This window comes from Pseudomonas sp. FeN3W (genome assembly GCA_030263805.2).
In the GTDB taxonomy this organism is placed as follows: Bacteria; Pseudomonadota; Gammaproteobacteria; order Pseudomonadales; family Pseudomonadaceae; genus Stutzerimonas; species Stutzerimonas stutzeri_G.
On the sequence record CP136010.1, the window covers coordinates 1,002,622 to 1,023,511 of the forward strand.

Consider the following 20,890-nt stretch of genomic DNA (forward strand, 5'->3'; position numbering starts at 1 on the left):
CTAAGCTGAGGAAATAGAAGCGGCTTAATACCCAAGAGGTTCGCATGATGTCCCAAAAGCGAGTGGTACTGCTGACTGGCGCACTTTCACTGGCGTTATACGCCGCTGCCGGCGCAGCGCAGCCGAACAATGATCACCCCGGCAAGGGCAAGCCCGACCGCGCACAGCAGCATCAGCCTTCGGCACAGCAGCCGCATCGCTACCAGGGTCCGTCGGTGGACATCGGTTCGGTCCGCATCACCCTGCGTAGTCATCGCGATCTGCTAGCGCCGGTCTCGTCCCTGCCACCGGGCATCCAGAAGAATCTGGCGCGCGGCAAGCCGCTACCGCCGGGCATCGCCAAGAACATGGACAGCCGCCTGCTGGGGCACCTGCCGCGCTACGAAGGCTACGAGTGGAAACAGATCGGCCGCGACGTGGTTCTGGTCGCCATCGCCACCGGCATCGTTTACGAAATACTCGAGAACATACTGGATTGATCGGTTCGCGTTCAGGCAGCCCGCGCGATGAGGGCAGCCTAGCGTCCTATTCTGGCTGGCAGGTCAACTTGATGCGCAGGCGAATCACGTCGCGCTTGAACTTGGACGTCAGTGCCTTGCGCTCACCTGGTTGCAACTCCGTGCGTCGCGTGCGCGGCGCTTCCGGGCCGTTCTGGAACACGGCGGTACACACCGCAGCCGTGCCCCCATAGTTGAGCAGCAGTAGCCCGGCGAAGTCACGATCAATGGTCTGCGGGGTGACGGTGATCTCCGCGCCGTTGAGCTGCTGCTCGACGTCTACCGGATAAGTGACCGCATTGGCCGTGAGTGGCAGCAAGGCGACGAGTAGGTAACCGATTGTTTTCATTTTGACTGGGCTCCTCTACAGAGTGGCCAGCCTAACAGACCTTGTTAAAGGAACCGAAGGAATGAAAGTGCCCCGTGTGACCCTCGATCAGTGGCGCACCCTGCAGGCGGTCATTGATCACGGCGGCTTCGCCCAGGCGGCCGAAGCGCTGCATCGGTCGCAGTCGTCGGTCAGCTACACCGTGGCACGCATGCAGGAACAACTGGGCGTGCCGCTATTGCGCATAGACGGGCGCAAGGCAGTGCTAACCGAGGCGGGCGAGGTGCTGCTGCGCCGTTCGCGACAGCTGGTCACCCAGGCCAGCCAGCTGGAAGAGCTGGCACACCATATGGAACAAGGCTGGGAAGCCGAGGTGCGACTGGTGGTCGATGCCGCCTACCCCAGCGCCAAGCTGATCCAGGCACTTAGCGAGTTCATGCCGAAGAGCCGCGGCTGCCGGGTCCGCCTGCGTGAGGAAGTGCTCTCCGGCGTCGAGGAAGTGCTCAAGGACGGTACCGCGGACCTCGCCATCAGCGCCCTGGACATCACCGGCTACCTGGGCAGCGAGCTCAGCACCGTGGAGTTCGTCGCCGTAGCGCACGCCAATCATGCCCTTCACCAACTGGGACGCAAGCTCAGCGTGCAGGACCTGCAGAGCCAGATGCAGATCGTGGTACGCGACACTGGCCTGCGCCAGCCGCGCGATGCCGGCTGGCTGGGCGCCGAACAGCGCTGGACGGTGGGCAGCCTGGCCACCTCCGTGGCCTTCGTCAGCAGCGGGCTGGGCTTCGCCTGGCTACCGCGGCACCTGATCGGACGCGAACTGGCCGAGGGCATACTCAAGCCGCTGCCACTGGTCCAAGGCAGTATTCGCCGGCCCTTGTTCTATCTCTACACTAACCACGACAGACCGCTCGGCCCGGCCACCCGGATTCTCATCGAGCTGATCAAGACGTACGATGCTGGCCAGGCCACCCCACTGGCCGGCTGACAGCTTCCCCAACATCAGGAAAGACATCATGTTGAAACGCATTGCCCTCGCCGCCTGTACCGTTCTGCTGGCCGGCAACCTGTTCGCCGCGGAAAACCCTCGCGTACTGCTGACCACCAGCCTGGGCGAGATCGAGCTCGAGCTCGAAGCGGAAAAGGCACCGATCAGCGTCGAGAACTTCCTCGGCTACGTCGACAGCGGCTTTTATGACGGCACCGTGTTCCACCGCGTCATTCCCGGCTTCATGGTCCAGGGCGGCGGCTTCGGCGAAGGCCTGAACCAGAAGCCCACCAAGGCCCCGATCAAGAACGAAGCGGACAATGGCCTGCACAACGTGCGCGGCACCGTCGCCATGGCTCGTACGCAGAACGTGAATTCGGCGACCAGCCAGTTCTTCATCAACCATCGCGACAACGATTTCCTCGACCACGGCGGCCGCGACTTCGGCTATGCGGTATTCGCCAAGGTCGTACGCGGCATGGAGGTGGTCGACCAGATCGCCCAAGTGCCCACCGGCAACCGCGCCATGATGCAGAACGTGCCGCTGACCCCGGTGAAGATCATCACCGCGAAGAAGCTCTGATCCCCGAGGGGCCGGTTCACCGGCCCTTTTCATTTATGGCGGCACGTACCCAGCTGCCGCCAGCGTGCGAAACCCTCGACCGATAGGAGATCGCGACATGACCGAACCACAAAGCCCACTGAACGCCCCGGAAGGCGAAGCCCAGCTGCTGCAGGACCTGCTCAGCGCGGAGCGCGCCGGAGCCAAGGTGGCCGGCGACTCGTTGCAACAACCCTGCACACCGGAGCAACGGCAACTGCTCGAGCAGGTCCGCCAGGGCGAAATCGAAAGCTGCAAGTTGCTGCTCAACTGCCTGCAGCATCTGGGGCTGGAACCCAACAAGGACACCGGCGCCTTCTACGGCAAGGCGATGGCTATCGAATCGCTGGACGAGCGTCTGCCCTTCATCGACAGGGGTCAGCAGTGGGTGATCCGCAAACTGCGCGAGTACCTGCCGGGATGCCAAGACCCGCTGCTGCGTAGCGAACTGCAACGCATGCTGCTGATCCACGAGGAGAACAGCGCCGCCTCCCACGCCTGAGACAAACGACTAGCTGCCGGCCTGCCGGTACGGCAGCGCCTGGCGCGCCGCCTCGGCGTACGCCAGCACCCCCGCACGTTCCTGCTGGAGGAAATCCGCTACCGCGGCGCGCAAACCGGGGTGCTGCAGATAGTGCCAGGAGCGCGTGATCACCGGCTCGAAGCCACGAATGAGCTTGTGCTCACCCTGCGCCCCGGCATCGAACCGCTCCAGGCCGCCCGCGATGGCCTGATCGATACCCTGGTAGAAGCACGTCTCGAAGTGCAGCCGGTCAAACTCCGCCAGACAGCCCCAGTAACGACCGTACAGGCCAGACGCACTGCGCAGGCTGAAGGCCATCGCCACCGGCCTCGAACCCTGTAATGCCAGCACCACGCGAATCGCCTGCGGCATGCGCTCGGCCAACAGGCTGAAGAATTGCCGAGTCAGATAGGGCGTCTGACCGCGGACCTGATAGGTGTTGGCGTAGCAGGCATAGACGAAATCCCATTCCGCCTCGCTGAGTTCGTGCCCATCGCGCCACTCGAAGCTGATGCCCTGCCCCGCCACCTGTTCGCGTTCCTTGCGCAACTGTTTGCGCTTGCGCGAGGTCAGTGCATCGAGAAAGTCCTGAAAATCCCGGTAACCACGGTTGTGCCAATGAAACTGGCAGCCGATGCGCTCCAGCCAGCCATCCCGCCCCGCCAGCAGCTGATCGGCCCGCGGCTCGCTGAAATTCACGTGTAGCCCCGACAGTTCCTGCCTTTCAAGCCCAGCGGTGAGTACATCGAGCAGCTCACCGGCAGCCTGTACGTCGCCCAGCAGGCGACTGCCGGTGACCGGGGTGAAAGGCACCGCGCAAAGCAGCTTGGGGTAGTAGGCGATGCCGGCCCGCTGGCAGGCATCCGCCCACGCCCAGTCGAACACGTACTCACCGTACGAATGAAACTTGCGATACAGCGGCAAGGCTGCCTGCAACGCGCCCTGCGGGTCGCGCAGCAGGAGATGGGCAGGTTGCCAGCCGCTACGCCCACCCACGCTGCCGCTGTCTTCCAGCGCGTAGAGGAAGGCGTGACGAAGGAAGGGCTGATCATCGCTCAGCAGCGCGTCCCATTCGGCGGGGGGCAGTTCGGCGAGGCGGTACAGGGTCTGGATAGGCATGCGCGCAGTCTGACCTGTCCCGCAGGCGAAAAAAAGCCCCGCCAGGGCGGGGCTCAATGGAGCATCACGGATGAGGTGATGTTTTAGAACACGTACTGGGCGCGCAGGCTGATGGCGTCGCCATCGTCGTCGCCATTGGCGTTGACCACGTCGTCCACGCTGGTCTTCAGGTAGTTGGCCGAGAGCTTGACCGACTCGTTGGCGTACCAGTTGACACCGATGGTGTGGGTCTTCGCACCAGCTTCTGCGCTATCCAGGGCACCGACATAACCGCTCGGTGCAACACCGGTTTCATCGACGGTGATGTCGTCGAAGCGGTAGAACACTTCCCAGGCACCGATCTGCTTGTTCTCCGGCTTGATCTTGTCGAACTTGCCGCCATCGAGCTTGTAGGAGCGCGACTCACCGGTGAGGGTGTACGCCAGCTGGACGTTGTAGCCGGTGGCTTCGAGGTCTTCGAAACCTTCCATGCCATCGACGGTACGGGTCAGGTACTCACCCTGAACCGAGAACGGGCCGATCATGTAAGCCGCTTCCAAACCCCAGGCCTGATCGCTGCCGTCGGTGCGAGTGCCGCCGAAGGTGGCGCGGTTGCCGTTGGCACTGTCTTCGGTGGTGCCACGCACGGACAGGCGCGGACGGATGCGTTCCAGGTAACCTTCTTCCACGTCACGCTGACCGAAGCTCGCGCCCAAGTGCAGCACCTGGTCCTTCTCGACGATCGGGGCGATCACGCCACGCAGCACGAAGCTGGTGTTGTTGGCGCCATCTTCGTCCTCGAGCATGTCGACGCCGTCGCCACCATCCTGACGATAGGCACCGGCCTCGCCGTGGAACATGCCGACAGTGGTACGCACGCGGATGCCTTCGCCGTCTTCGTGGTCGTTCAGCCAGGGCGCCAGGTCATAGATCGCCGAGCGCTCGATGGCGGTGATCCACTTGGAGCTGACGGCTTCTTCCAGGCCGAACGTCGGGTTGAAACGACCAACCGAAACCTGGACCGGCTTCCAGCCGTTGTAGTGGATGGCCAGCTCCTGCCAATCGCTGGAATCGTTGCCAAAGTTGCGGTGGAAGGTGTAGCCCCAATCGGTGAAGGCAACACCGGAAATCTCCAGACGCGCACGACGGAAGTAGGTCTCATCTGCGCGCTCGCCGTTCTGGGTGTAGAAACCATCGAAGCTGTCGGCATCAGCCTGCAGACGGCCATTGATCTTGAACGAGAACTCCTTGTCGGTGGTTCCGACCTCCAGGCCGCCCTTGGTCTTGATAACGAGATCGGCGCCATCGGTGGTGACGGTACCGGCGAAAGCCTGGGCGGAAACGGCCAGAGCGAGGGCGCTGGCGGCGAAACCGGCGAAGTGCTTACGGATCATCCAAAATTCCCCTTTATGTTTAGCGTCGGAAACACACGAGATGGGCTCTTTGTGTTGGGGGGAATCTTGGCGGCGGCGTATGTCAGCCAAATGGCTGATATGTAAATCTTTTGTGACAGCGGAACTTTCCGTGGAGCCGCATCACAGAGCGGCTGCGGCACTTTTTCGTCAGCTGCGAACGTTGCGCTCGCTGGGGCGTCGGGCTCCGGCGACCAGCTTGTCGACAGCCCTGGCGGCTGCAACCATGCCGAAACTGGCGGTCACCATGGTCACCGCGCCGAAGCCTTCGGCGCAGTCGAGCTTGACCCCCTCGCCAACGAAGCTCTTGCTCTGGCACACGCCGCCGTCCGGCTTCGGGTAGCGCAACTGCTCCGTGGAGAACACACAGGGCACGCTGTAGGTGCGCCCCGGCGTGCGCGAGAAGTTGTATTCGCGACGCAGCAGCGAGCGCACCTTTGCCGCCAGCGGATCGTTGAAGGTCTTGTTCAGATCAGTGACCTGGATCTGTGTCGGATCGACCTGCCCGCCGGCGCCGCCGGTGGTGATGATCTGGATCTTGCGGCGCTTGCACCAGGCGATCAGCGCCGCCTTGGCCGGCACGCTGTCGATGCAGTCGATGACGCAGTCCATGTCTTCGGTGATGTACTCGGCCATGGTTTCGCGGGTGACGAAATCCGCCACTGCATGAACCTGGCAGGCCGGGTTGATGGCGCGAATACGTGCGGCCATCTCGTCGACCTTGGCTTTGCCCACTGCGCCATCGAGGGCGTGAATCTGCCGGTTGGTATTGGTGATGCACACATCGTCCAGGTCGAACAGGCTGATCTCGCCTACCCCGCTGCGCGCCAGCGCCTCGGCCGCCCACGAGCCGACGCCACCGATGCCGACCACCGCCACATGCGCAGCCGTCAGCCGCTCGAGGCCGACGCGGCCATACAGGCGGGCAATACCGCCGAAACGCTGATCATCGATAGACATGCCGACTCCCCGGAAAAAACCTGGCGATTATAAGACCTCAGCACGCCACGACCACTGCATCCAGCCGTCACCGCAACCGCGCCTTTGCTTTAATATGGCGCCCTTTCCCCGCCGCACCGGAGCCCTGATGACCGCGCCTGCCCTCTCCCCGACGCTCGAACTCGCCTGCGAGCTGATCAATCGCCCTTCGGTGACGCCGCTGGATGAAGGCTGCCAGCAGCTGATGAGCCAGCGCCTGGCGGCCTGCGGCTTCGCCATCGAGCCGATGCATATCGAGGACGTGGAGAACTTCTGGGCCATTCGCGGCAACGAAGGCCCGGTGCTGTGCTTCGCCGGCCACACTGACGTGGTCCCTACGGGCCCGCTGCAGGCCTGGCAGAATCCGCCGTTCAGTGCGCGCATCGACGAGCAGGGCATGCTCCACGGCCGCGGCGCGGCAGATATGAAAGGCAGCCTGGCGGCGATGGTCGTGGCAGTGGAGCGCTTCACAGCCGATCACCCGAATCACAAGGGGCAGATCGCCTTTCTCATCACCAGTGATGAAGAAGGCCCTGCGCACCACGGCACCAAGGCCGTCGTCGAGCGCCTGCGCGAGCGTGGCCAGCGCCTGGACTGGTGCATCGTCGGCGAACCGTCGAGCACCGCCTTGGTAGGTGACGTGGTGAAGAATGGCCGTCGCGGCTCACTCGGCGGCACCCTCACCGTACGCGGCCAGCAGGGCCATGTGGCCTATCCGCATCTGGCGAAGAACCCCATCCACCTGGCCGCGCCTGCGCTGGCTGAGCTTGCCGCAGAGCACTGGGACGACGGCAATGCCTTCTTCCCGCCGACCAGCTTCCAGATCTCCAACCTGAACGCCGGCACCGGCGCCACCAACGTCATTCCCGGCACGCTGGAAGCGGTGTTCAACTTCCGCTTCTCCACCGAGTCCACCGTCGAACAGCTCAAGCAGCGCACCGCCGCGATTCTCGACAAGCACGGTCTGGACTGGAACGTGGACTGGGCACTGTCCGGCCTGCCGTTCCTCACCGAACCGGGCGCGCTGCTCGACGGCGTGGCCAAGGCAATCCGCAGCGTCACCGGCCGTGAGACCACGCCGTCCACCAGCGGCGGTACCTCGGACGGGCGCTTTATCGCCACCCTCGACACCCAGGTGGTCGAGCTCGGCCCGGTCAACGCGACCATCCACCAGGTCGACGAACACATCCTGGCCAGCGATCTCGACCTGCTGACCGAGATCTACTACCAGACCCTGGTGAACCTGCTCGCATGCTGATCTGCCCGATCTGCCAGGCGCCGCTGAGCGCGCTCGACAACGGCGTGGTCTGCGCGGCCAACCACCGTTTCGACCGCGCGCGTCAGGGTTACCTGAACCTGCTCCCGGTGCAGCACAAGAACAGCCGCGACCCCGGCGACAACCAGGCTATGGTCGAAGCACGGCGACGCTTTCTCGACGGGGGCCACTACGCGCCGTTGGCCCGACGCCTGGCCGGACTGGCCGCCGAGCGCGCACCGCAACGCTGGCTCGACATCGGCTGTGGCGAGGGCTACTACACCGCGCAAATCGCCGATGCATTGCCGCACGCGGACGGCTATGCCCTGGACATCTCCCGCGAGGCGATCAAGCGCGCCTGCAAACGGGCGCCACAGCTGGAATGGCTGGTCGCAAGCATGGCCCGGGTGCCGCTGGCCGATGCCAGTTGCGATCTGCTGGCCAGCGTGTTCAGCCCGCTGGACTGGCAGGAAGCGCGACGCCTGCTCGCGCCCGGCGGCGGACTGCTGCGCATGGGGCCGACCCGCGAGCATCTGTGGGAGCTGCGCGCGCGGCTCTACGACGAGGTGCGCGACTACGATGACGAGAAACACCTGTCGCTGATTCCCGAAGGCATGCGCCTGGCCCATAGCGAAACCCTCAGCTACGAGCTGCAACTGGACGATGCCCAGGCCCGTGCCGACCTGCTGGCGATGACCCCGCATGGCTGGCGCGCCAGCGCCGAGCGCCGCGCCGCCGTGATCGACAGTCACCTCAGCGTGCGGGTTGCGATACGCTACGACTGGATCGAACGCACACCCTAGCGTTCGTATATTTGCCTACGACCAAAACCTCGCACCACCACATAAGGCAGTCGCCCATGCGTCAACCCGATATCGAGATCTACCTCAGGGATGCCAGTCAGGAGGCCGTCGGCGAGTGGCTGGCCCAAGCCATTGGCTCATGTTCCGCCTGGCAACAGAAAGGCCAGACCTTCAAGTGCAGCGCCGCCGGCATTCCGGTGACCTGGCTGCCGAAGGCGGTGGGCAAATGGCATTGTCTGCTGCTGGAAAGCGATGCCACCCCCTGGGACGATGACCTCGCCTGCGCCCGCGCGGCGTATCAGGCTTTAGGTGTGGAAATCCGCTGCGCGCCAGGCGGCTGGCAGGAAGAGGAAGCCGTTGAAGAGGCCGACCGCTGGATCCGCATCAGCGATGACGGTGAAGAGGAAATCGTCTGGCGGACGGGCTGATCGGCATCGGCCGTATCGCTCATCCGTGGTGGACCGAAACCACCGGATAGCAAAACAAAGCCCGTCACTTGGACGGGCTTTGTCATTGCGCAACCGAAGTTACACGCCGGCGACGTCTTCGGCCTGCAGGCCCTTCTGGCCCTGGGTTACCGAAAACTCCACCTGCTGCCCTTCGGCCAGCGAGCGGTGGCCGTCACCACGGATCGCGCGGTAATGCACGAACACGTCGGCGCCATTACCCCGCTGAATGAATCCATAGCCTTTTGCATCGTTGAACCACTTGACGGTTCCGGTCTCGCGCTCAGCCATTACCACTTCTCCAACTCGCTTTTTGTTATTCCTCGGAAGAGGGGTCGACGGTCAGGCCTTCGTGCATTCGGCTCCGGCGCAAATGCGACTCGAACGCGACCGTTGCCGGAGTATAAAACAACGATTTTCGCTGTCAGCCTCTTTTTTCCGCTGCGGATTTGACACCCTTACCCGCCCCGGCCAATGCCGGAACTTGTGCTCTTTTCAGGCGCTCCGGCGGCGTCGCCATAGCCACAGGGCGAGCACGCCCAGAGTCAGCAGCAAGGGCACCAGAGCGATGTTGGCGAACTTCAGCGTACGCCCCAGCGCTTCGATATCGGCATTGAGCTGGTAGCGCACCTCACGCAACTCCTTGCGGATACGCGCCTTCTCCTGCTGGAACTGACGCAACGCCTGCTCCTGCTCAGCCGTCAGCTCCAGCGCCTGCTCCGGGTCCGGACTCTGCAGCTCGGCCAGTTGCTGCTCGGTATCAGCCAGGCGCTGCTGCAGCACTTCTTCCTTCTCGCGGAAACGATCTTCGGCCTCGCGCTGCAAGGTTTCTACCATCACGAACGGACGGGTGAAGCGACCACGCGAACGCACGCTGATCAGCGCATCGGTGCCGGAAAGGTTGTCCAGCGCATTGATCACGAACGCGCCATTGTCCGCCCACGGCTGCGGAACGCGCTGGCCGAAGAAGTCCTGCACCTGCACCCACATGCGGTCACTCAGCAGATCGGTATCGGCGACGGCGATCACGTTGATGTTCTGGCTTTCCTTGATGCCCTCTTCACGGCCTTCGATGCCGTCCGGAAAGGCAGTTTTCGCCGGCCCCTGGATGCGCGCCGCCAGGGTGTAGCGCTCGCCGGTCGGCTCGAGGCCAAGCAGCAGGGTTTCCGGGTTGTCCAGCGTGGCGAAGCGCTCGGCCTCCACCGGCATGGCGTAGTCGGAACTGCCGAACAGCGGCGTGAAGCGCGTCGTCGCGTCCTCCAGCGGCTCGAGAATGCCGGCACTGGCGATGGTGATGTTTTCCAGCGCGGCGGTGGTCACGTCATCCTGATCCAGCGCGTTGCGCGGCAGGCTCAACCAGCCTGCGTGGCGCACCGGACGGCGCTCCGCACCGACGCCAACCGACATCGCGTAGGCTGCATCGACCAGCGCCTGTTGCGGCACCATGCGCACGCCCCAGGCCTTGAACAGTGGCTCGAGGTCGGAGGCACGCTCCTCGCCGAATTCTCCCGGACCGATGCCCATGCCCGGATCGGCCTCGCTGTGCGGATCGACGAATACCAGCAGCTTGCCGCCACGCAGGACGAACTGGTCGATGGCGTACAGCGTCTGCTCCGGCAGATCCTTCGGGTGAATCAGCAGCAACACCGAGACGTTGGTCGGGATCATGTCCACATCGCGGCGCAGGCTTTCGATATGGAACAGCTGGCGGACTTCCTCCAGTACCATCCACGGCGGCGTCGCCTGCTGAGTCCGCATGTCGAAACCGCCGGTCAGCTGCAACCCTGACAGCACGCCGACCACCGGCAGCTCGCCGCTAGCCAGGCCCTGCACCAGGCGGCTGATCTCGTACTCGAGAAACTCTTCCTGATCCAGCGGGAAGAACGGAATGATCTGCGTGCTGCCCTCGGCATTGGTGCCGGCGAGGCCGAAGTAGATCTTGTCACCGCCCTGGTTGAGCGGCACCGCCTGCAGGCCGAACTCGGCGGCGCGGTCCTCCTCTTCGGAGAACGGCTGCGGGTCGATCACATGCAGCTTGAGCTTGCCATCGGAGGCCCGCTCGTAGGCCTTGAGCATCTCCTCGACGCGACGCGCGTAGTTGCGCAGCGCCACCAGCTCCTTGGAGGTCTCGTCCGAGTAGAAGAAGTGCAGTTCGATCGGTTCCTGCAGGCCGTCAAGAATGCGCTCGGTGCCCTCGGAAATGGTGTAGAGCTTCTGCTCGGTCAGGTCGAGCCGCGCATTGGTGAACAGCATGCCGGACACGCCGTTGAACAGCAGAAATGCCAGTGCGATCAGCAGCAGCCCGGCACCGGAATAGATGACTCTTTTCATGTCTGTTCCCTCAGGCGGCTTTCTTCAGATCGACGACCACGGCAGTGGCAGCCAGCCAGGCGACGATCAGCGTGACGAAATACAGCAGGTCACGCAGGTCGATCACACCCTTGCTGATGGAATCGAAACGGATCAGGAAGCTCAGCGAAGCCACCGCATCGATCAGCCACTGCGGTGCCCAGGCGAAGGCATCGAGCACCATCGGCAGACCGCTGACGATGAACAGGAAACACACCGCCACCGCGAGGATGAAGGCGATCACCTGGTTCTTCGCCAGCGCCGACATGCACGAGCCGATCGCCAGAAAGGCCCCTGCCAGCAGCCAGCTGCCGAGATAACCGGCGACGATCACACCGTTGTCCGGCTCGCCCAGGTAGTTGACGGTGATCACCATCGGGAAGGTCAGCAGCAGCGCGATGCCGGCGAATACCCAGGCGGCGAGGAACTTGCCGGTAACCGCCTCGAAACGCGTAATCGGCAGCGTCATCAAGAGCTCGATCGAGCCGGACTTGCGCTCCTCCGCCCACAGGCGCATGGCGATCGCCGGCACCAGGAACAGGTACAGCCAGGTATGGAAGCTGAAGAACGGCGTGAGGTCGGCCTGGCCGCGCTCGTAGAAACCGCCCAGGTAGAAGGTGAACACCCCGGAGAGCACCAGGAAGATCACGATGAACACGTAGGCCAGCGGCGTGGCGAAATAGCTGCCCAGCTCGCGCTTGAAGATAACCGGCAACTGGGTCATAGCGACTCCCCGCGAGTCAGGTTACGGAACACCTCATCCAACCGGCCGCGTTCCACGTCCAGCTCCTTCACCACCCAGCCATGCTGGGCGATCAGAGCACTGACCTGGGGGAAAATCACCTGCCCCGGCTGCGCCAGCAACGTCAGGCTATGCTCGGGCTCGTTGAATTCGACACCGGCCACGCCGGGCAACGCGGCCAGGGCAACGTCGTCCAGCGGACCGTCGCTGACCAGCGTGACGGCCTGGTGATATTTCGACCGGCTCTCCAGCTCCAGCGGCGTGCTGTCGGCCACCAGTCGGCCCTGGGCGATGACCACCGCGCGGGTGCAGACCGCACTGACCTCTTCGAGGATATGCGTGGAGATGATGACAATCTTGTCCTGCGCCAGCCCCTGGATCAGCTGACGCACCTGGTGTTTCTGGTTCGGATCGAGGCCATCGGTGGGCTCGTCGAGAATCAGCACCTGCGGATCGTGCAGGATCGCCTGGGCCAGGCCGACGCGACGCTTGAAGCCCTTGGACAGCGTCTCGATGGACTGCCGCAGCACGTTCTCCAGCTCCACCTGGTCGACCGCGGCTTCGACCCGCTGGCGCTTGTCCGCACCACGGAAGCCGCGGACTTCAGCGATGAACTCGAGAAAACCGCGCACCGTCATGTCGCCGTAGCAGGGCGCGCCTTCGGGCAGATAACCGATCTGCCGCTGGGCCTGCAGAGTCTGGGTGCGGATGTCGTGGCCGAGAATGCTCGCCGTGCCGGACGTCGGCGCGAGAAAGCCGGTCAGCATCTTCATCGTGGTGGATTTGCCCGCGCCATTCGGGCCGAGGAAGCCCAGTACCTCGCCGCGCTGGACCTGGAACGACAGGTCGTCGACAGCAGTGTGCTGGGCAAAACGCTTGGTCAGGTTGCTTATTTCGATCATGGGCTCTCACCAGTGCGCCAAAGGCTCTGGCGTGCCGCCGCGCGACCCGAGCCAGGCCCTGCAAAAATGCCGGCGGAACTATAAGAACAGCGACCCGACGAATGCAACCAGTCCCTGGATTGAGAAGACGTTGATTAATCACCACTCTGCGCGCAATTCGCTAGAAGGCCATGCTACATGGATCGCAGACGCTAAAGTCCCCGTCAGAGATTGAGACGTGAAAAGGATGCAAACACCCTGGATGAAATGACCTGCAATGACTGATCCAAGCGACTTCCAGACCAAGCGCCTGCTTCTGCGGCAATGGCAGCCAGCCGATCGCGCACCATTCGCCGCGATGAATGCGGACCCCAGGGTCATGCAGCACTTCCCCGCCCTGCTCAGCCGTGCCGAGAGCGATGCGATGGCTGCACGCTGCCAGGCGCTGATCGAAGAGCGCGGCTGGGGATTCTGGGCCGTCGAGCTGAAAGCCACCGGCACATTCATCGGCTTCGTTGGCCTGCATACGCCGACGGCCGCCTTGCCGTTCTCGCCGTGCGTGGAGATCGGCTGGCGTCTGGCCGCTGAGTTCTGGGGCCAGGGATTGGCCAGCGAGGCTGCGCGAACCGCGCTTGAGGTTGGGTTCGGCAGGCTCGCCTTGCCGGAAATCGTATCCTTCACCGCTATCGAGAACCGGCGCTCACGTGCGGTGATGAAGCGCCTCGGCATGCGTGAAACGGAAGAATTCGAGCACCCCGGGTTGCCCGTCGGCCATCCGCTTCGCCGGCACTGCCTGTATCGATTGGATCGCGAACGCTTTGCGGCGCAGTTGGCTGCAGCTGACTGACCGTTCATTCACATTGGCTGGACTTCGCTGGAAACCCTGTTAGAACGGCACGCGCATCGCCGCACTGTCATCCCACTCTACGGATATTCTTCAATGCCTCAGCTGTTCCTCGCACTCCTGTTCCTTGGCTTTTACGGCCTCGCACATGCGGAAGATGCCGAAATCGCCAGGCTGTTCGACGAGGCCGGCGTCAAAGGAACCCTGCTGATCGAGTCGGCTGAAACCGGCCAGCGCTTCGTTCATGACGAGGCCCGTGCGAAGCAGCCGTTCACCGCCGCATCCACCTTCAAGGTGCTGAACACGCTGATCGCGCTGGAGGAAGGCGCTATCGCCGGCGCTGACGAGATCATCCCGTGGGACAACACCCGTTACGAGATCGAGGACTGGAATCGTGACCAGACGCTCAAGAGCGCCTTCCAGGTCAGTTGCGTCTGGTGCTATCAGTGGCTGGCGCGCCGGGTGGGTGCGGCAGACTACCCGCCACACATCCGCCGGGCGCATTACGGTCAGTTGCGCGAGCCCTTCAACGGTACCGAGTTCTGGCTGGATGGCTCGCTGACCATCAGCGCCGAGCAGCAGATCGATCTGCTCAAACGCATCACCGAGCGCAGCCTGCCGTACCGCGCCAGCAGCTACGACACCTTGAAAACGGTGATGCTCAGCGAAGCCGCCAAGGACTATCGTCTCTACGCCAAGACCGGCTGGGCCGCCCGCAGCACGCCTGGCACCGGTTGGTACATCGGCTATGTCGAACTCGCCGAGAACACCTGGCTGTTCGCCCTGAACATCGAGACCCGCGGCGCCACGGATCTGCCACTGCGCCAGCAGATCGCGCTGAGCGCATTGCGCGCCAAAGGCATTCTGCCGGCCGACTGAGTCGCTCGGCAAGCCGGGTACGTCTTTCCTGGGAAACCCATCATGCGCAGCGATGAAAACTGGCGGAGGGCCACCTCGGGCCCTTGGATGCCTACAGCGTAGCGCTGGCCTTCAGCGGCGGCTTGTGCCGCTCCATTTCGCCGAAACCCGTGGCGGCGCCTGAAGGCGCCGCCGCGAGCGTTACGCCGAGAGCTTCTGGCTGAAGTTGTCGGCAGGCTTGCCAATGTCGAGCCGGTCCACGTTCATCACCTTGTCCCAGGCTTTGACGAAATCGTGGACGAACTTCTCGTTGCCATCGGCCATGCCATACACCTCAGCCTGCGCGCGCAGTTCCGATTGCGCACCGAAGATCAGGTCCACGCGGGTGGCGCTCCACGTCGGCTGGCGGGTCTTGCGGTCCAGGCCCTGGAAGCGGTTCTTGTGCTCGGTGGCAGTCCACTCGTTCTTCATGTCCAGCAGGTTGACGAAGAAGTCGTTGGTCAGCGTGCCGACGCGGTTGGTGAAGACGCCTTCGCTGCCGCCATCCGCATTGGTGCCCAGTACACGCATGCCGCCGACCAGCACGGTCATTTCCGGCGCGCTCAGGCGCAGCAGATGCGCCTTGTCGACCAGCGCTTCCTCGGGAGCCATGAAGTGCGACTCGTGATAGTAGTTGCGAAAGCCATCGGCGACCGGGCGCAGCGCTTCGAAGGACTGTGCGTCGGTCCACTCCTCCTCGGCATCCATGCGCCCTGGCGTGAAGGGCACGGTGACGTTCACGCCACCGTCCTGCGCGGCCTTCTCGATCGCCGCGCAGCCGGCAAGCACGATCAAGTCCGCCATGGAGACCTTCTTGCCGCCGGTGGCCGAGCCGTTGAAGTCGTTCTGGATCTCGCCGAGCTTGTGCAGCACCTTCTCCAGCAGCGGCGGGTTGTTGATCTCCCAGTCCTTCTGCGGCGCGAAGCGGATGCGTGCGCCGTTGGCGCCGCCACGCTTGTCCGATCCGCGATAGGTGGCGGCCGATGCCCAGGCTACTGACACCAGCTCGGACACGGAAAAGCCCATGCCAAGCAGCTGCTGCTTCAGCGCGGCGATGTCCGCCGCGTCGATCACCGGGTGGTCACGTTCGGGAATCGGGTCCTGCCAGATCAGCTGCTCCTTCGGCACCAGCGGCCCGAGGTAACGGCCGATGGGGCCCATGTCGCGGTGGGTCAGCTTGAACCAGGCCTTGGCGAACGCATCGGCGAATTCGTCCGGGTTTTCCAGGAAGTGCCGGGAGATCTTTTCGTACTCGGGGTCGAAGCGCAGCGACAGGTCCGTAGTCAGCATGGTCGGCTTGCGCTTTTTGTTCGGGCCGAAGGGGTCCGGCATGATTTCCGCCGCGTCCTTGGCTTCCCACTGGTGCGCGCCAGCCGGGCTCTTGGTCAGCTCCCACTCGAAGTTGAAGAGGTTCTCGAAGAAGTAGTTGGACCACTTCGTCGGCGTCTGGCTCCAGATGACTTCCAGCCCCGAGGTGATCGCATCGGCGCCGATTCCGCTCTTGTAGCGGCTGCGCCAGCCCAGGCCCTGATCCTCGATCACCGCGCCTTCCGGCTCCGGCCCCATCAGCGACGGGTCGCCCGCGCCGTGGGTCTTGCCGAAGGTGTGACCACCGGCGATCAGCGCCACGGTTTCGTAATCGTTCATGGCCATCCGCGCGAAGGTCTCGCGGATGTCGATGGCCGCCGCCTTGGGGTCCGGCTTGCCGTTCGGGCCTTCCGGATTCACGTAGATCAGGCCCATCTGCACGGCACCCAGGCCCGGGTGCAGTTGCCGCTCGCCGCTGTAGCGCTCATCGCCCAGCCAGGTGCCTTCCGGTCCCCAGAACAGCTCTTCCGGCTCCCAGGTGTCGGCACGGCCACCGCCGAAACCGAAGGTCTTGAAGCCCATGGACTCCAGCGCCACGTTGCCGGTGAGCACGAACAGGTCGGCCCAGGACAGCTTGCGTCCGTATTTCTGCTTGATCGGCCACAGCAGGCGCCGGGCCTTGTCCAGCGCAGCGTTGTCCGGCCAGCTGTTGAGCGGCGCGAAACGCTGCTGACCGCCACCGGCACCGCCGCGACCATCGGTGATGCGATAGGTGCCGGCGCTGTGCCAGGCCATGCGGATGAACAGCCCGCCGTAGTGGCCGAAGTCCGCCGGCCACCAGTCCTGTGAATCGGTCATCAGGGCATGCAGGTCGGCGATGACCGCGTCGAGATCGAGCGAATTGAATGCCGCGGCATAGTCGAAATCGCCACCGTACGGATTCGAACGTGGCGAATGCTGGTTGAGCGATGTCAGGCTCAGCGCTTCAGGCCACCAGTCCCGATTGCCAGGGCGCTTGCGCGGCGCACCGGCGCCATGGCCGAATGGGCATACGCCACCCGCCTTTTCTCCAGACTCTTCGTTCATGTTCTGCTCCTCACGGTTGTCGATGACGCGACCAGGCGCCGCTTCAAACAAGCTAGCACCGAGCTGATGAACGAACAAAAGCCTGGAACACGCCTTTCATGGCTGTAGAAACCCGGCTGAAAGCGGCGCCAGCGCTGCAACCAAGCGGCTTTCAGCTACCCGGCCGGCGACTGAAATGGCGTGCATGGAATTTCCCTATTGGTCCGATAGCCACAGCTTCAAACAGAGCGCCTTCGGCATCCTTCTGAGCATTTGCGTCTTTGTGCCGATGTCCGCGCAGGTCTGCCGAAAGACCTGGTCGTCGAGCAGTCCCGCCAATCGCTGGCGATTCGCCGACAGAGAGTTTTGCCCGCCCTCCACGCTTGCGGCACACTTGCCGCCTTCGAGGGCATAGCCCCTTCCATAGCCGAATCTGCCGTATGACTCGCTCCCCCGTTCGCCGTCTGATCTTCTCCGTGTTGCGCCGCGTGCTGTACTTCTGGGTACGCTCGGAGACCATCAACCAATCCGCCTTCACCCTCAAGCTGGACCGCAGCAAGCCGGTGTTCTATGTGCTGCAGCAACCCTCGCTGAGCGACCTCGCGGTGCTCGACGTCGAGTGCAGCAAGGCCGGGCTGCCGCGCCCGGTGGCCGATGTGGTAGTGGGCGATCACGTCGAGCCGGCCGCATTCTTCTTTCTCAATCCTGCGACGAGCTGGTTTGGCCGCCGTACGCGGTTAGCGGCGCCACCGACGCTGGTCCGACTGGTCGGCGCGCTGGAGCACAACGCGGTGGAGAACGCGCAGATCATCCCGGTCAGCGTGTTCTGGGGGCAGTCGCCGAATCGCGAGACCAGCGCCTGGAAGCTGCTGTTCGCCGACAGCTGGGCGGTCACCGGGCGGCTGCGCAAACTGCTCAGCATCCTGGTGCTGGGGCGCAAGACCCGCGTGCAGTTCTCCGCACCGATCCAGCTCAACGAGCTGATCGCACTGAACAAGGGCCACGAGCGCACCCTGCGCATGATCCACCGCATGCTGCGCGTGCACTTCCGCAACCAGAAGACCGCCGTGATCGGCCCCGACCTGTCGCACCGGCGCAATCTGGTCAAGGGGCTGGTGCATGCGCCGCAGGTCCGGCAGGCGATTCGCGACGAGGCCGAACGCGAGAACATTTCCATCGAGCGGGCCGAAGCCAGGGCGCTGCGCTACGGCAACGAGGTGGCCTCGGACTACGCCTACACCGCGGTGCGCTTCCTCGAGGTGGTGCTGTCCTGGTTCTGGAACAAGATCTACGACGGCATCCGCGTCAACCATATCGAACCGCTGCAGGACGCCGTGCGCGGCTACGAGGTGATCTACGTCCCCTGCCATCGCAGCCATATCGACTACCTGCTGTTGTCCTATCTGCTGTTCCGCAACGGCCTGACGCCGCCGCACATCGCCGCCGGCATCAACCTCAACATGCCGGTGATCGGCAGCCTGCTGCGCCGCGGTGGCGCCTTCTTCATGCGCCGTTCGTTCAAGGGCAACCCGCTGTACACCTCGGTGTTCAACGAATACCTGCACAACCTGTTCACCCGCGGTTTCCCCGTCGAATACTTCGTCGAGGGCGGCCGTTCGCGCACCGGGCGCATGCTGCAACCGAAGACCGGCATGCTGGCCCTGACCCTGCGCAGCTACGTGCGCTCGTCGCGCCTGCCGATCCTCTTCGTACCGGTCTACATCGGCTACGAGCGCGTGCTGGAAGGCCGCACCTACCTGGGTGAACTACGTGGCGCGGCGAAGAAGAAGGAGTCGATCTTCGACATCTTCAAGGTCATCGGTGCGCTCAAGCAGCGCTTCGGCCAGGTCTGGGTCAACTTCGGCGAGCCGCTCAAGCTCAACGAATTCCTCGACCAGGAACAACCCGGCTGGCGCCAGCAGACCTACGCGCCGAATTACCGCCCCGAATGGCTGAACGACACCACCAATCGGCTGGCCGAGCGCATTGCCCAGCGCCTCAACGAGGCGGCGGCGGTCAACCCGGTCAACCTGGTGGCGCTGGCGATGCTTTCCACCAGCCGCCAGGCGCTGGACCAGCAATCCCTGGCACGTATTCTCGATCTCTATCAGGCGCTGCTACGCGCGGTGCCCTACTCGCCGCACACCACGCTGCCGGAAGGCGACGGCAATGCGCTGATCGCCTACGTGAAGAGCCTCGACCTGCTCGCCGAACAGAAGGACGCGCTGGGCAACATCCTCTATCTGGACGAGCAGAATGCCGTCCTGATGACCTACTACCGCAACAACGTAATGCATATCTTCGCCCTGCCCGCACTGCTGGCGAGCTTCTTCCAGAGCAGCTCACGCATCAGCCGCGAGCAGATCCAACGCTTCACCGAGGCGCTGTACCCCTATCTGCGTGCCGAGCTGTTCATGCGCTGGGAGGTCGAGGAGCTGGAGGCCGTGGTCGACCAGTGGCTGGCGGCCTTCGTCGAGCGCGGCCTGCTCAAGATCGACGGCAATCACTACGTGCGCCCGGCCCCGAGTTCGCGGCAGTTCGTGCTGCTCACCCTGCTGGCGCGGGTGGTAGTGCAGACCCTGCAACGTTTCTACATGGCCACCTCGCTGCTGCTCAACAGCGGCCAGCACAGCCTGAGCGCCGAGGAGCTGGAAAACCTCTGCACGGTCATGGCCCAACGCCTGTCGATCCTGCATGGGCTCAACGCGCCGGAGTTCTTCGACAAGGCGCTGTTCCGCCATTTCATCCAGAGCATGCAGGAACAGGGCGTGGTCAGCCCGGACGAAAACGGCCGGCTCGGCTATCACGAGAAGCTCGCGGAACTGGCCGAGGGCGCGGCCAAGCGCGTGCTACCGGCGGAGATTCGCCTGTCGATCCGCCAGGTGGCGCTGGAGCGTCATCACGACGATTCCGACTCTCCGCCTCCCGACGCTGCCGCCTGACGAGGCCAGTCCCGCTGCCAGGCCATCGCCAATTCGGGATGGCTGGTGTGCGGATCCAGCTGTTCGCTGATCACGGCAAAGCCATGTCGGCGATAGATAGAAGGTCAGCGACAGGGTATCCCCCGCCCTCCTGGCCCATACTGCTGGTAAACGCCTGTGCCTTGCCCTGCATTGCTTTAGCATCGGCGCCAGACCATGCGGCCGGCGGCAATTCGCCGCTTCTAAACCATCCAGTGAACATGAGGTTAAACGCCATGTTGCGCATCATCACTCTCGTTGCAGGCCTGGCACTTTCTGCCAGCGCTTTCGCCCTTTCACTTTCCGACCTGACCCAGAGCGACGCCAGCGCCGGCCTCAAGGATGCCCTGAGCCAGGGCGCCAAGGTCGCCGTACAGCAGCTCGGCCGCCCTGGCGGCTTCAGCAGCGATCCGGACGTGCGCATCGAACTGCCGGGCAACATCGGCAAGGCTTCGCGGATGCTGAAGATGCTCGGCATGGGTGCACAGGTCGAGCAGCTGGAGAACAGCATGAACCTGGCCGCCGAGAAGGCCGTGCCAGAAGCTCAGCAACTGCTGCTGGATGCCGTGCGCAAGATGACCGTGCAGGACGCCAAGGCGATTCTCGCCGGCGGTGACGACTCGGCCACCCAGTACCTCGACCAGTCCAGCCGCGAGCAGATTCGCGCGAAGTTCCTGCCCATCGTCAAACAGGCCACCGACCAGGTCGGCCTGGCACAGCAGTACAACGCCGTCGCCGCCAAGGTGCCGGCTGGCACGAACAGCAGTTACGCGAATATCGAAAGCTATGTCACCGAACAGGCGCTCGATGGCCTGTTCACCGTGATCGCCGAGCAGGAAGCGAGCATTCGCAAGAACCCCACCGCCGCAGCCACCAGCCTGGCGAAAAAGGTGTTCGGACTGCTCTGAGGGA

At 63.8% G+C, this 20,890-nt stretch carries 21 protein-coding genes; 11 read left to right on the plus strand and 10 right to left on the minus strand.

Going from position 1 to position 20,890, the window contains the following annotated elements:
- The first annotated feature begins 44 nt into the window (after positions 1–44).
- Complete coding sequence (locus P5704_004510) at positions 45–479, plus strand: anti-virulence regulator CigR family protein (protein WOF79763.1); 435 nt, start codon at positions 45–47, stop codon at positions 477–479.
- A 46-nt stretch (positions 480–525) separates the two neighbouring features.
- Here the strand turns inward: P5704_004510 and P5704_004515 are convergent, their stop codons facing one another.
- On the minus strand, positions 526–846 hold the full coding sequence (locus P5704_004515) for a 3-phosphoglycerate kinase (protein ID WOF79764.1): 321 nt from the start codon (positions 844–846) through the stop codon (positions 526–528).
- 61 nt (positions 847–907) lie between these two features.
- Between P5704_004515 and P5704_004520 the strand changes: the two genes are divergently transcribed.
- From P5704_004520 to P5704_004530, 3 genes are all read left to right on the plus strand, one after another.
- On the plus strand, positions 908–1,816 hold the full coding sequence (locus P5704_004520; GenBank protein ID WOF79765.1) for a LysR family transcriptional regulator: 909 nt from the start codon (positions 908–910) through the stop codon (positions 1,814–1,816).
- Positions 1,817–1,844: 28 nt separating this feature from the next.
- A complete protein-coding gene (locus tag P5704_004525) occupies positions 1,845–2,399 on the plus strand; it encodes a peptidylprolyl isomerase (protein WOF79766.1) in 555 nt (184 codons plus the stop codon).
- 97 nt (positions 2,400–2,496) lie between these two features.
- A complete protein-coding gene (locus P5704_004530; GenBank protein ID WOF79767.1) occupies positions 2,497–2,919 on the plus strand; it encodes a DUF6306 domain-containing protein in 423 nt (140 codons plus the stop codon).
- Positions 2,920–2,928: 9 nt separating this feature from the next.
- On the opposite strand, the gene P5704_004535 is transcribed toward P5704_004530, so the two are convergent.
- From P5704_004535 to tcdA, 3 genes are all read right to left on the minus strand, one after another.
- Positions 2,929–4,059, minus strand: coding sequence for a GNAT family N-acetyltransferase (locus tag P5704_004535; protein ID WOF79768.1), 1,131 nt, complete (start codon positions 4,057–4,059; stop codon positions 2,929–2,931).
- Positions 4,060–4,142: 83 nt separating this feature from the next.
- Positions 4,143–5,432 carry a porin gene (locus P5704_004540; protein ID WOF79769.1) on the minus strand — a complete coding sequence of 430 codons (1,290 nt, stop codon included), beginning with the start codon at positions 5,430–5,432 and terminating at the stop codon, positions 4,143–4,145.
- 168 nt (positions 5,433–5,600) lie between these two features.
- Positions 5,601–6,410, minus strand: coding sequence for a tRNA cyclic N6-threonylcarbamoyladenosine(37) synthase TcdA (gene tcdA / locus P5704_004545; protein WOF79770.1), 810 nt, complete (start codon positions 6,408–6,410; stop codon positions 5,601–5,603).
- Positions 6,411–6,537: 127 nt separating this feature from the next.
- Here tcdA and dapE point away from each other — a divergent pair, with 127 nt between their 5' ends.
- From dapE to P5704_004560, 3 genes are read left to right on the plus strand one after another with little or no spacing between them, the layout of a single operon-like run.
- Complete coding sequence (gene dapE / locus P5704_004550; protein WOF79771.1) at positions 6,538–7,686, plus strand: succinyl-diaminopimelate desuccinylase; 1,149 nt, start codon at positions 6,538–6,540, stop codon at positions 7,684–7,686.
- Positions 7,680–8,486, plus strand: a complete 807-nt coding sequence (locus tag P5704_004555; GenBank protein ID WOF79772.1) for a methyltransferase domain-containing protein — start codon at positions 7,680–7,682, stop codon at positions 8,484–8,486. The genes dapE and P5704_004555 overlap by 7 nt, the downstream gene beginning before the upstream one ends.
- 56 nt (positions 8,487–8,542) lie before the next feature.
- Positions 8,543–8,914 carry a hypothetical protein gene (locus P5704_004560; protein ID WOF79773.1) on the plus strand — a complete coding sequence of 124 codons (372 nt, stop codon included), beginning with the start codon at positions 8,543–8,545 and terminating at the stop codon, positions 8,912–8,914.
- Between the two features lie 99 nt (positions 8,915–9,013).
- On the opposite strand, the gene P5704_004565 is transcribed toward P5704_004560, so the two are convergent.
- From P5704_004565 to P5704_004580, 4 genes are all read right to left on the minus strand, one after another.
- On the minus strand, positions 9,014–9,223 hold the full coding sequence (locus tag P5704_004565) for a cold-shock protein (GenBank protein WOF79774.1): 210 nt from the start codon (positions 9,221–9,223) through the stop codon (positions 9,014–9,016).
- 204 nt (positions 9,224–9,427) lie between these two features.
- Positions 9,428–11,263 carry a Gldg family protein gene (locus tag P5704_004570; protein WOF79775.1) on the minus strand — a complete coding sequence of 612 codons (1,836 nt, stop codon included), beginning with the start codon at positions 11,261–11,263 and terminating at the stop codon, positions 9,428–9,430.
- A 10-nt stretch (positions 11,264–11,273) separates the two neighbouring features.
- Positions 11,274–12,005 carry an ABC transporter permease gene (locus tag P5704_004575; protein ID WOF79776.1) on the minus strand — a complete coding sequence of 244 codons (732 nt, stop codon included), beginning with the start codon at positions 12,003–12,005 and terminating at the stop codon, positions 11,274–11,276.
- Positions 12,002–12,925, minus strand: coding sequence for an ATP-binding cassette domain-containing protein (locus P5704_004580; protein ID WOF79777.1), 924 nt, complete (start codon positions 12,923–12,925; stop codon positions 12,002–12,004). The genes P5704_004575 and P5704_004580 overlap by 4 nt, the downstream gene beginning before the upstream one ends.
- A gap of 256 nt (positions 12,926–13,181) precedes the next feature.
- On the opposite strand from P5704_004580, the gene P5704_004585 reads away from it, so the two are divergent.
- Both P5704_004585 and blaOXA read left to right on the plus strand, forming a co-directional pair.
- Positions 13,182–13,751 carry a GNAT family N-acetyltransferase gene (locus P5704_004585; GenBank protein WOF79778.1) on the plus strand — a complete coding sequence of 190 codons (570 nt, stop codon included), beginning with the start codon at positions 13,182–13,184 and terminating at the stop codon, positions 13,749–13,751.
- A 93-nt stretch (positions 13,752–13,844) separates the two neighbouring features.
- The gene (gene blaOXA / locus P5704_004590) at positions 13,845–14,627 is read left to right on the plus strand and encodes a class D beta-lactamase (protein WOF79779.1); all 783 of its coding nucleotides are present in this window, start codon (positions 13,845–13,847) and stop codon (positions 14,625–14,627) included.
- A 180-nt stretch (positions 14,628–14,807) separates the two neighbouring features.
- Here blaOXA and katG read toward each other — a convergent pair whose 3' ends face one another.
- Positions 14,808–17,039 (minus strand): catalase/peroxidase HPI, encoded by a 2,232-nt coding sequence (katG, locus tag P5704_004595; GenBank protein WOF79780.1) that lies wholly within the window; start codon positions 17,037–17,039, stop codon positions 14,808–14,810.
- Between the two features lie 419 nt (positions 17,040–17,458).
- On the opposite strand from katG, the gene plsB reads away from it, so the two are divergent.
- On the plus strand, positions 17,459–19,960 hold the full coding sequence (plsB, locus tag P5704_004600) for a glycerol-3-phosphate 1-O-acyltransferase PlsB (protein WOF79781.1): 2,502 nt from the start codon (positions 17,459–17,461) through the stop codon (positions 19,958–19,960).
- 70 nt (positions 19,961–20,030) lie between these two features.
- Here plsB and P5704_004605 read toward each other — a convergent pair whose 3' ends face one another.
- Positions 20,031–20,228: a hypothetical protein gene (locus tag P5704_004605; GenBank protein ID WOF79782.1), complete on the minus strand. Its 198-nt coding sequence runs from the start codon at positions 20,226–20,228 to the stop codon at positions 20,031–20,033.
- Between P5704_004605 and P5704_004610 the strand changes: the two genes are divergently transcribed.
- Positions 20,215–20,886 (plus strand): DUF4197 domain-containing protein, encoded by a 672-nt coding sequence (locus P5704_004610; protein ID WOF79783.1) that lies wholly within the window; start codon positions 20,215–20,217, stop codon positions 20,884–20,886. The two genes, P5704_004605 and P5704_004610, sit on opposite strands and share 14 nt — an antisense overlap.
- The last annotated feature ends 4 nt before the right edge of the window (positions 20,887–20,890 follow it).